Annotated in this window: 12 protein-coding genes and 1 pseudogene; 7 read left to right on the forward strand and 6 right to left on the reverse strand. The window is 51.5% G+C overall.

Annotation, left to right across the window (positions count from 1 at the left end; translation table 11 throughout):
• Positions 1-273: 273 nt before the first annotated feature.
• Positions 274-609 (reverse strand): hypothetical protein, encoded by a 336-nt coding sequence (locus tag SGI98_06975; GenBank protein ID MDZ4743147.1) that lies wholly within the window; start codon positions 607-609, stop codon positions 274-276.
• Positions 610-728: 119 nt separating this feature from the next.
• Here SGI98_06975 and trpS point away from each other — a divergent pair, with 119 nt between their 5' ends.
• From trpS to mntR, 4 genes are all read left to right on the forward strand, one after another.
• Complete coding sequence (gene trpS / locus SGI98_06980; protein ID MDZ4743148.1) at positions 729-1,691, forward strand: tryptophan--tRNA ligase; 963 nt, start codon at positions 729-731, stop codon at positions 1,689-1,691.
• Between the two features lie 82 nt (positions 1,692-1,773).
• Positions 1,774-2,421, forward strand: coding sequence for an SGNH/GDSL hydrolase family protein (locus SGI98_06985; GenBank protein ID MDZ4743149.1), 648 nt, complete (start codon positions 1,774-1,776; stop codon positions 2,419-2,421).
• Positions 2,422-2,646: 225 nt separating this feature from the next.
• Complete coding sequence (locus SGI98_06990) at positions 2,647-2,793, forward strand: hypothetical protein (GenBank protein ID MDZ4743150.1); 147 nt, start codon at positions 2,647-2,649, stop codon at positions 2,791-2,793.
• A gap of 504 nt (positions 2,794-3,297) precedes the next feature.
• Positions 3,298-3,717: a transcriptional regulator MntR gene (mntR, locus tag SGI98_06995; protein MDZ4743151.1), complete on the forward strand. Its 420-nt coding sequence runs from the start codon at positions 3,298-3,300 to the stop codon at positions 3,715-3,717.
• A gap of 68 nt (positions 3,718-3,785) precedes the next feature.
• Here the strand turns inward: mntR and SGI98_07000 are convergent, their stop codons facing one another.
• The gene (locus tag SGI98_07000) at positions 3,786-4,361 is read right to left on the reverse strand and encodes a transcription termination/antitermination NusG family protein (GenBank protein MDZ4743152.1); all 576 of its coding nucleotides are present in this window, start codon (positions 4,359-4,361) and stop codon (positions 3,786-3,788) included.
• A 119-nt stretch (positions 4,362-4,480) separates the two neighbouring features.
• Here SGI98_07000 and SGI98_07005 point away from each other — a divergent pair, with 119 nt between their 5' ends.
• The gene (locus SGI98_07005; protein MDZ4743153.1) at positions 4,481-8,107 is read left to right on the forward strand and encodes a DEAD/DEAH box helicase; all 3,627 of its coding nucleotides are present in this window, start codon (positions 4,481-4,483) and stop codon (positions 8,105-8,107) included.
• Between the two features lie 235 nt (positions 8,108-8,342).
• On the opposite strand, the gene SGI98_07010 is transcribed toward SGI98_07005, so the two are convergent.
• The 4 genes and pseudogenes from SGI98_07010 to SGI98_07025 form a co-directional block, all read right to left on the reverse strand.
• Positions 8,343-8,579, reverse strand: a complete 237-nt coding sequence (locus SGI98_07010) for a hypothetical protein (GenBank protein MDZ4743154.1) — start codon at positions 8,577-8,579, stop codon at positions 8,343-8,345.
• Positions 8,580-8,768: 189 nt separating this feature from the next.
• Positions 8,769-9,431: pseudogene (locus SGI98_07015) on the reverse strand (manganese catalase family protein).
• The gene (locus tag SGI98_07020) at positions 9,415-9,936 is read right to left on the reverse strand and encodes a ferritin-like domain-containing protein (GenBank protein ID MDZ4743155.1); all 522 of its coding nucleotides are present in this window, start codon (positions 9,934-9,936) and stop codon (positions 9,415-9,417) included. The pseudogene SGI98_07015 and the gene SGI98_07020 overlap by 17 nt, the downstream one beginning before the upstream one ends.
• Positions 9,912-10,418 carry a site-specific integrase gene (locus tag SGI98_07025; protein MDZ4743156.1) on the reverse strand — a complete coding sequence of 169 codons (507 nt, stop codon included), beginning with the start codon at positions 10,416-10,418 and terminating at the stop codon, positions 9,912-9,914. The genes SGI98_07020 and SGI98_07025 overlap by 25 nt, the downstream gene beginning before the upstream one ends.
• Positions 10,419-10,596: 178 nt before the next feature.
• On the opposite strand from SGI98_07025, the gene SGI98_07030 reads away from it, so the two are divergent.
• Together SGI98_07030 and SGI98_07035 are read left to right on the forward strand one after the other, a co-directional pair.
• Positions 10,597-10,797, forward strand: a complete 201-nt coding sequence (locus SGI98_07030; protein ID MDZ4743157.1) for a hypothetical protein — start codon at positions 10,597-10,599, stop codon at positions 10,795-10,797.
• A gap of 3 nt (positions 10,798-10,800) precedes the next feature.
• The coding region (locus SGI98_07035; protein ID MDZ4743158.1) for a DUF2243 domain-containing protein at positions 10,801-11,106 on the forward strand (306 nt) is incomplete at its 3' end.

Consider the following 11,106-nt stretch of genomic DNA (forward strand, 5'->3'; position numbering starts at 1 on the left):
ATCCCTTTCTTCGCGCAATTTGCACCGTGAAGAATGGTGGGGATCGGGATGGGCAAACTTAATTTTCGCCTGTAGGGCGACCGGCCCGGTTGCCGAAAGCCGGATGTGACCGTGAAACTCTGATCCCGAGAAGGCAAGCAGGGCCGCTCGCCCTACAAAAAAAATGGAAAAAACTCAGCGTTCCTTCGCGGGAAACTCTTCCCCCCCCCAGAGTGCAAATTGCGCGGGTGGGAACAAGACACATTCCCTGACGACGGTGGTGATCTCGTTCTTTTACGGACGGTCGGTGGGGGCGGTGCGTCGGGTGTCGATGGATTGTTGGACATCGCTGGTCACAGTCTCAGCGGCCTCCTGGACTTCGAGGCTCATTCCGGCGTTAGCTTCCTGTGACATTTGGGAGATGGGGTCATTGCCGCCATTTGGTGCATCCAAGGGGGAACTATTCGGCGAGGAAGGATCGGAACCCGGTTGAGCACATTGTTGAGCGGCGGCAGCCTCCTGTGAGGCTTTTTGGGCACTGACAGACTCGGTGGCATCCGCGATGTCATTCGTATATGCCGGTGACTGGAAGATTAGGATCAGTGCGAAGAGAAACCCGAGTGTTTTCATGGAGACACCATAATCCAGGACGATTTGTTAAACAAGAGGATAATCAATCCTTCAAAAATGCCGCTGGCAAATTTCCCGGGGGATGATTACGCTTCGGGCTTCAACAAAAAGAAAATGTTATGAGAGTATTATCCGGTATCCAGCCCTCGGGCATCCTTCATCTCGGTAATTATTTCGGGATGATGCGGCCCTCCCTTGAATTAGCGGCAAAAAATGACGCCTACTATTTTATCGCAAATTACCATGCCCTGACTTCGCAACCTGAAGCCGCTGACCTCAAGGGCTTTACATTCGAGGTCGCCTTGGATTTCCTCGCCTGTGGGCTCGACCCCGCCAAAACCGTCCTTTTCCGCCAATCCGATGTGCCCGAGCATGTTGAGCTTTCCTGGCTCCTGTCCCAAGTCACCCCGATGGGGCTTTTGGAACGCTGCCATTCCTACAAGGATAAAACCGCCAGGGGCGTCGCTGCTAACCACGGGCTCTTTGCTTATCCGGTTCTCATGGCCGCCGACATCCTCATTTACCAGGCGGAAGCGGTCCCTGTGGGTAAAGACCAGAAACAACATCTGGAAGTCACCCGTGACATTGCGATTAAATTTAATGAAAAATATGGTGAGACATTCCATATTCCCGACCCGATCATCCAAGAGGAGGTCGCCGTGATCCCCGGCCTCGACGGGCAAAAAATGTCAAAGAGTTACCATAACACGATCCCGATATTTGGTGAGGAGAAAGACATCCGCAAAAGGGTCATGGCGATCGTGACGGATTCCCTCCGCCCCGAGGATCCGAAAGACCCGGATCAAAGCACGATTTTCCAGCTTTATCAATTAATCGCGAACCCATCGGATACGGAGCAATTTGCGGCGCGATTTCGCCAGGGTGGAATGGGTTATGGCGACGCGAAAAAAGAATTTTTTGCTCGGATCTGGGAGTATTTTGCCCCGGCTCGCGCCCGGCGCGAGGAGTTACTCAAAAATAAAGATCATATCGAGCATGTCCTGCGTGAAGGAGCCCAAAAAGCCCGGGCCATAGCCGAAAAAACCCTCAAGTCAGCCCGAGAACGTGTCGGTATCGAGTAGGGAAAATCGAGCAAAAAAACTTTAAAAAAGCCTGTGATCATGCGGGCTGCACACACAATCAAAAGGAATTTAAAAAAATCTTATGAAAATCGCCGCTGGCAGCAAATTACTTTTTATCGGGGACTCCATCACGGATTGTGAACGCGCCCGCCCGGTGGGTGAAGGACTTTTTGACGCGGAAGGGAAAGGGTATGTATCGATCGTCAAAGCCTATCTGGCCGCCGTTTGCCCGGAGAAAAAAGTCCGGGTCGTGAATATGGGGACGAGTGGAAATACGGTCAAAGACCTCGCCGTCCGTTGGAAAACCGATGTGCTCGATTTAAAGCCCGACTGGCTCTCGATTATGATCGGGGTCAATGACGTCTGGCGCCAGCATGACCTCCCGCTCCAACCCGAAACACACGTGTATTTGAAAGATTTCACCCGCATCCTCGAGCAGCTTGTCGCCAAGACTAAACCGCAAGTGAGCGGGCTCATTTTAATGACCCCTTTTTATATCGAACCCAATCCCGCTGACCCTATGCGCGCCATGATGGATGAGTACGGCAAGGCCGTGAAACAAATTGCGCGCAAACACGGGGCCATTTGTATCGACACCCAGGCCGCGATGAATGAAGTCCTCCGCCATTGCCACGCAAACTCTATCGCCTGGGACCGTGTCCACCCAAATCCCACCGGCCACATGATCCTCGCCCGCGCTTTCCTGAATGCCGCCGGGTTTTCCGAGTAAGAGAAAAATATTGATAACCAATATAAACAGGAGCAAAAAATTGGAGATGAGATTTTTCATGTAAAAGTCCCATTTGTCCATATTCGTGCACAGGATGGAGTCATTGACAGGGCAATAAAGCCCTTACATCTGGATAAACCCACCACTACTGAGATTTATGAGCGTGGGGACTCTTGGATTGGTAAGGTCAAGAGGTTAAGGGTAAATAATTGTCTTCCTGAACTAATGATTTTCCCTGTTGTACGTCCAAGCAATAATGAAAAGCGTAGGGCAGCTGCGATCGAGATTGAACAAGAGTTAATCAATATAGGGGCTCAAACTGTTAATCTTGCCGATGAAAATGCTCTCTTAGAAAAGCTTGTCCTAGAATAATTTTTTCCGAAAAAATGAATGGAACAATTTAACGGAGACTTTTGAACCGCTTTGTAACTCAGGAGCAATGCGGAAAAGAAGTTTCAGATTCAGCGTGACAATGATCCTTGTGACTGTCCCACCGAGGATATGGATCCAAAGATGCGGGAGCAGGATCGCCATGAGGGAGGGGGGACATCATGATCACACACAGGAGTGTATAACCAAGCGGTGCGCTGCCGCGCTAAATCCGGTCGCCCGATTCCCCAGATCCATGTACCCGACCGACGACAAGGAATCCCGGCCCTGAAAAGGCCCCCTCGCTTTTTCCAAAAAGAAGCGTCTTTGGCGATTTTGATACGACGATAGACTTTAGGCGGAAGTTTTTTAGAAACTCGGGGCTTTGACCACAGCCTGCCCTCGGCCAGAGAAAAATCAATTCACCGTCTTTGAGACGGTAGTCGTTAAATTGGGAAATACGTTTTTTATTTAAATCGGGGTCCCCTTTATGCTAGTCAGTAGGGGATGGCGAAAAAATATGAGGAACTCAGCACGAGTAACGAGGACTATTTAGAGCGGATTTATGAGCTCATCGAGGATAAAGGTTATGCCCGTGTCTCCGATATCGCAGCCTCGCTTTCATTAAGCCGGCCGAGTGTCTCGGCGATGGTACAGCGCCTGGCCAAGGGTGGATTCCTTTCTTACGAGAAGTACCGTGGCCTCACCCTGACGGAGAAAGGCAAAAAAATCGCCCTCCGTGTGAAATACCGCCATATCATCTTGGCGGAATTCCTCACCCATCTCAATCTCGACCTCGACACCGTTCTCAAGGATGTCGAAGGCATGGAGCATCACATCAGCCCCGATACCCTCCAGAAAATCGAAACCCTTGTCCGTTACTGGCGTAAACACCCCGAACAAATCAAAAAAATCCTGGCTTCTTGATCCCTCCGGACTTTTCTGCGCGCGGACTCCACGGCAGGACCACGGTGTAAACAAATTGCGCGGGGGGGTTAATGGACTTTTTTCAAGAAACTGGCATCGATATCGATAGACACCGCACGCCCCACCATATCGATTTCAATGACGAAGGTCTGCTTTTCCTTGAGCTCGACAACGTAACCTTCCATCCCTTTGAGGGATCCAGAGGTGATTTTAACCAGTGCACCTTTTTCGAAGTTTTCATAGGGGGCGATGGTATATTCACTGGCCAAGGCGCGCCGGAGCTGGTCGAGCTGGAAAATGAAATGGGCCGTTTCGGGCGGCTTGACAATGATGAAATGGGCGACGGTTTCGTTAAAATGCGATATTTTGAGATCATTATGGTCTAAGCGCCCGAAAAGGTAACCGGCAAAAACAGGGATGAGGCTTTCATATCTGCGTATCCGGGACGAGCCGGATTTTCTTTCCATGGCTTTTTTATAAAGAGGCAGGAAAGAGGGGCGGGTTAATTGCGCCATCATTAAAGCGGATTTTTTCTCTTGCCGGGGTTTGGAATGAATAACGTAGTAAGAACAGGTTTCCCAGTCCATGTCCTGGAGGTCAAAAAAGGCTGATTCAAGTGAAATGGCTGGGGGGATGGTTAACATCTGTTTTGTCGAACATAAGCACACGCATCGGAGGATTCAAGGTCATCTCCCGGATTTATTTGAATCACATGTTGCATTAATTATCCACGGCCTTTAAAAAGTACATCCCATTTTTCACCATGCCGACCACATTATCACCAGATCCATTCACGCCGCTTTCACAAGATGAAGGCAAATCTTTTGCAGAATATCTGGAGTATTTCGACCGTGGAACAAAGAAAAAAGGAACGGATTATTACCTGAGGGGAATGGTAAAAACGCTCTCCTGTATCCAGGTTGACAGGAAATATATGGCGTATGTGAAGGGAACGAGCACGTATGCCGTGACCCTGGAGTATGACGATGGCGATTGGTATGGGGAATGTACTTGCCCTGTGGAAATGGATTGTAAACACGCCTATGCCGCCGCGCTCACGCTGATGAATAACTCCTTCCAAGAGAATGAACGCGAGGCCATGACGTCAGCGGCGGCCAAAACCGGAAAACAACCCATCTATCAGGCCCCAGCCGGGAACCGGGCCCAAGCCAGTGTGTCCCATTTGGCTAGCCTCGCCAAAATCCAGACCAGTATGGAAGCAGCCCTCGAGCGCCATTTACACAAGGAAGAGGATACTTTCCTCGTGAAACTCTCGAAGGCCTTTGAGGAGTACAAAAGCGGGTTGACCTACCAGCCTAATGTCCTCGCCCTCTTGCAGAACCGCATTTATCAGCCATCGGCATTAGAGTTACCCACCGGGGCAAAAACGGATATTTTTGAGTTCTACCACTGCCTCGCCCATGTCATGACGACCAAATACCGGATCGCCCCCCCCGAATTCATGACCCACTTGGAAAAAGTGCAGCCTGCCGGGCCGGTTTATAAAGGGTGGATTAAAAAAACTGAGATCGATTTTTGGGGTAAACTTTTTAAGACAAATTATACGGCCCCGGATGATACTCAAAAAAGCGAGGTTCAGCTCCGGATGTTATTACGCAAGGAGGGATTAACCCTGGAATACAACCAGCTTCCCGGGACAGGTTTCCGCCGATGTACAGGGTCAAAACTCAAGGAATTGATCCTTTCTTTCCGTGATCAACAGATAGATTTCCCCCCCGTTTCACAACAATTATGGACTTTATTCCTGAGCCACACCGGGGATGAGGTTTTCGGGAATGGCTGGGCCTACGACAATAACCGGATTGCCGCTTTGGTGGATGAATTAATCCATACCCCGAGCCTGGAAGCCGTCGTCTTGAATGAAGCGGGCAAACCTTTTATCCGGCCACAAGCCCCATTGACCTGGCAGCTATTACTCGAAACCGGGTCGGAGGATGAATGGTACCGCCTGGCTCTGACCAAGCCCGACGGGGAAGCCTTTAAGGACCCCACCCTTTTATTGATCGGACGTCCGGCGCCGGGGAGTGACCCCGGTTTTGTCCTGACGGCTGACACGATCTGGAAAGCACGGTTACCCGTCTGCATTAATGATTTGGATCTGTCGGAACCCCAGCTCATGCCGGTGGAAGCCCTCGCGACACCCGAAGGGATTACTTTCTTGAGTCAGCTCGGGGTGGATATGCCCGGGGGCCTTCAAGAACGCATCCATAAAATCGAAATCCGGCTCCAAGTGTCCGTTAGGGAACTCGTCACCTCGGAAAAAAAGGCGCGCCCGGGAATCGCCGTGGAGTTATTCGCTCTGGGCAATGACGGTAAAGCCATCGATACGTATCAAGCCGACGGCTGGCGTAATGCCGCCAAAAAAATGGTGCTCAAAAACCAACCGAAAAATCGGATTATCGTCGCCGACCGTTCAGCCCTCGCCCATGCTTCGAGGATTATTGGTCGTTCAGGGGTGGTCTGGGATTGGGATAAAAGGATTTGGTACAGGAAATATGACGCGGATTTTGTCGGGGACTTTCAGGCATGGATCAAGAACCTGCCCGAAGGGGTCGAGTTAAATATCTGGCCGGAACTGCGGGACCTGCTCGTCGAGAGTCAACCAGCCCGGATCACCGTTGATTTGCGCGAAAGCGGCATGGATTGGTTCGACCTGCGGCTGAACCTTTCTACCGGTGATATAGAGTTCACCGCCGACGAAATAAAAATCCTGCTCAAGGCCAAGGGGCAATTTGTTAATCTCCCTGGGAAAGGCTGGAAGAAGCTCGAGCTCGATGCCGATGAAAAAGCTTTCGCCGCCTTGGATGCCCTCGGCAGCGATTGGACTACCGACGTCGGCCAGACCAGGATGGTTCACCTCCTCCAGCTCATCGGACAGATGGAGAATCCGATCCTCGCCGACGAAATCCGCCTCAAGCTCCGGCAACGTATTGCCGAGTTTAAACAATTTACTCCGCCCTTGCCTAAACAAATCGAGGCGACCTTGCGCCCCTATCAAATGGAGGGATTCCACTATCTCTCGACACTCGCTGGCAACCGCCTCGGTGGCATCCTCGCCGATGACATGGGGCTCGGGAAAACCTTGCAGGCCTTGTGCTGGATGGCTTGGCTTTTAGAGCAGGACCCGAGCGGGTGCATCTTGATCGTCTGTCCGAAATCCCTTGTGGGTAACTGGCGCGCGGAGGCTTTGCGATTTTTCCCTTCCCTACGCGTGGCCCGTTGGAGGCCCGGCATGGACCAATCCTCGGAGAATGAAATCAACAAGGCACAATGCTTGCTGGTAAATTACCAGCAACTGCGCCTCGCCCAGGAATTCTTCGCGACCAAAGACTGGAAAGCCGTGATCCTCGACGAGGCACAGCATATTAAGAATCCCGACAGTATCACCGCCAAAATCTGTCACCACCTCCGTGCGTCCCAACGCCTGATCCTCACCGGCACACCCATCGAGAATCGCCTCACGGACCTTTGGAGTCTGATGCAATTTGCCATGCCCGGGATATTGCCAAATAAAACGGCATTCCGCCGCGATTTCGAAAAAAATGCTGAGCCGCGTGTCGCCGGGATATTACGTTCGCGTATCCGCCCGTTTATCCTGCGCCGGACGAAATCTCAGGTCGCTAAGGACCTCCCGCCCCGCACGGAAGAAGATATCATCTGCGAGATGGAGTCCGCGCAAAAGGCCGCTTATATGGCTGAACTCAAAACAGCCCGGCAGATCCTCTCCGGCGTGGCCAATCCGCAGGAGTATAATAAGAAACGCTTTAATATCCTCACCTCACTCTTGCGCCTGCGCCAGATCTGTAACCACCCGGCCTTAGCCAAAATCAAGACGGATAAAGATTTTATCGCCACGAAAGTCGAGGCCCTCGATGAGGTGATCAGTCCCTTGATCGAAGAAGGTCACAAAGTTTTGATTTTCTCGCAATTTGTCGAGATGATCACGCTCCTGACAGCCCACGCGAAAAAAGCCGGCTGGCCATTACACGTCCTGACCGGCCAAAGCGAGAATCGGGAGCAAATAGTCGAGTCCTTCCAGACGAAGGAAGGCGGGGGTGTCTTCTTAATCTCACTCAAAGCGGGGGGATTTGGCCTGAATCTGACCGCCGCCCAGTACGTCGTCCTCTTTGACCCGTGGTGGAATCCCGCTGTCGAGAATCAAGCCATCGACCGCGCCCACCGGATCGGCCAGGACCAACACGTCATCGCCTACCGCCTGATCGTGAAGGACTCCATCGAGGAAAAAATCCGCTTACTCCAGAAAAAGAAAAAAGCCCTCGCCGAAGGTGTCGTAGACGAGGAGAGCTTCGCCCAGACCCTCTCCCTTGACGACATGCGTTTCCTCATCGAAACCAGCCTCGACACTTGAAAAAACGATTTTCCACCATGCACTCAGCATGTCTCATGACGTTTGAGCGCAGGTATCTGTCCTAAAAATCCGATGAGTGCTGAAAGATCCAAATGCGCACACACCGAAAATAGGCAGACAAACACAAAGTCATTTTGGGCGCTGGCGACTCGATTAATCTGCTCCGCATGTTTCTAGAGAATCCCGTCTCCCACTATCCCAGTTTACTTTATCTTCGGGAAGGGGTCTTCATCGTTTAATATCCGCCGCCCTCACCGCGATCTCTTGATGACTCAGTGATCGTAGTAGCACTCCCTGAGCCGCCGAGGAGTTCCGCTTTGGCCTGATCCCAGTCAGACTTGAATACATTTTCCGTCGAGTATCCATTGATGATGGCCAGCTCACGCTCACGGTTCATCACCATTTTACTTGCGACCGTTCTGAGGCCATTTCCTTGGAGAGTGATGGCTTTTTGATTAGAGTGTATATTCATAGGGATTAATGCTCCTGACTGGGAAGACGAAGGTGATGAGAGTATCTACCGGCTACGCGGAGATTTAGATTTTTTGGATGAGCCGCTATTACTTTTACCCGCGGATTTCCGTATTTCCTCTGTGACTTCTTGACTAGTGGCGTGGGCAATTGGCTCAGCAGGAGATGTGATATACTGGACATCAGTATTCTCATTCCACGGACCACGGGCATCGATTTCCCCCTCCTCACCCGTTCCCGTTGAGTCATTATAATACTGCTCCACAATTCCAGGGGTAGGAGGTATTTTTCCGATGACCAGTGGATCTAACCCCATGCTCTCGAGAGCCGCCATGAAAGCCTTTAGATGGGTGATCTCTCGGGTCATCAAAAACTGTAGCGCGTCCTTTGTGCCTGCATCGTCGCAGAAGTTTATGAGTCGCTCATAGACGATTTTTGCTCGAGCCTCAGCTGCGATATTGCTGCGCAAATCGACATCGAGCTCACCCGTGATCTTTAAATAATCTGCCGTCCATGCGTTGCCCATGGAGTTGCACAGAGTCACTCCTCCTCCGCCAGCAATGGCGACGAGTGGGTCTGCCTCTGCTGCTTCACGGCCTGTTTTCATTGGTTTGAGATGCATGCGAGCCAGTGTCCCTACGATTTCTAAATGACTCAGCTCCTCTGTGCCAATGTCCATGAGTAAGTCTTTGAGCCCCGGGTCTTCACAGTTAAGACCTTGGATAGAGTATTGCATCGCGGCAGCGAGCTCACCATTGGCTCCGCCAAATTGCTCGAGGAGCATATTCCCAAAACGGGGATCGGGCGTGCCTACGTGAACGGTGTACATGAGTTTTTTAATGTGGTGATACATAGCGGAGTCCTGGGTTTATTTTTTTTGAGGGGAGATTTCTTTTTTGTGACAATGACTCTCGAGGTACTCCCCCGCAGGCATTGTCATACGTAAGGCAGCGGTACAAACGGATCTCTCGGGCCATGCCGCCCCACGCTACGATATACTCAGCGATCAAGTCCACGTAGCATGACACGGCCTGATAGACCTTCTCTAAAAGCTCGTGGAGCCCAAGGTACTCAGGGCCCTTTACATTCCAGTAAGCTTGCTTCATTTGCATTTGCAGGTCCACCGCCTTTGCGAGACATTGATTCATTCTGATCATGGGCTGGACTGTGTCGGGGGAGGACTTGTCGATGCTCTGGTCTATATGAGAGTATTGGAGAGCGTGTCCGCTGGCTGCTGAAGGCACAGAGAGTGCGTGTGGATGGTCCTCCTTGTCGGAGCGATGCGAGGGGGTCAGGGTGACCCTGACATATTGTGTCGGGTCTGATTCTACCGCTAGCTGATCGCTTTTACTTTCCATCTCTTTAATAATAAGAGGGGGGCGGTAAAAAATGTATGGGGTATAACCCTACTTTGAGTGTAAAAAAAAAGAAGATTTACCTGAAGCGCGATATTGTATTGAAGTGCTCTGGGATACCAAGGCGTGATCTCGTACTGGCTGTCCGAACACGCGAAAGTCTCCTGGAGAGATAAGACGAGTAGGCGTGCGGGTCTCCGTCCCCATGAAAGAGCCAGAAGGTCATGAACTTCCTTTTTGGTCAAGACCACCGGGCGCGTTTCAGGGGTTTTGGCACGGACGATCCCCCCCATCATCCCGAGATCACGTTCAAGCACTCGCCCATACAGGAAGACCAACGCATTCAAAGCTTGGTTCTGTGTGCTGGAGGCTACCTTTCTTTCCGTGACCAAATGAGTCAGAAAAGCGGCCACCTCCGCCCCGCCCATTTCAGAAGGATACCGTTTCCCATGAAAAAGGAATGTAGCGCTGCACCCAGTCCACATAATTTTCTTCCGTACGAATCGAATAATGCTTTACCCGGATAACTTCCCTCACACGCTCCAAAAGCTTCGGAGCCTACTGCACTGCACTTTCTTACCTTTACTTCCCTACCCTCTTTGATTAATACCTGTTAGGCGACTTCCGAGCGTCCACACCAATGCCAGCAATCTATTCCAACGCATGAGAACGATTATTGCCGCTATGTTTATCTTTGCAGCTTCGCCCGGCTACGGATGCACGGTCTGCGACACAGCAACGGGCTCTGCGGTGCGCGCTGGCATTTTCAACGGCTCGTTTTTTATAACGTTCATTGAGGTTGTAGCGACCTTTCCGGTGCTCGGCCTCGTCCTTTACTTCGTTAACCGCTACCTACCTGACTAAACTATGAACACATCCATCGTTACCAAACCTCTCACTCGCGCAGGCATCTTTCTCGGGGCTGGCCTAGGCGGCTTTGTGGACGGCATCCTCTTCCACCAGATTTTCCAGATTCACGCCATGCTGAGCGCGCGGCTCCCAAAGGACTCGATTCGTAACATCGAGATCAATATGTTCTGGGATGGACTCTTTCACACCTTCACTTGGATCATGACGGTCGTCGGTCTGACTCTTTTGTTCCGCGCCCACGCGGTGCGCAACATCCTCTGGTCGGGACGCCTCTTTGTCGGGGCGTTATTCCTCGGCTGGGGA

The sequence above is a fragment of the Verrucomicrobiota bacterium genome, from assembly GCA_034440155.1.
Taxonomy (GTDB): domain Bacteria; phylum Verrucomicrobiota; class Verrucomicrobiia; order JAWXBN01; family JAWXBN01; genus JAWXBN01.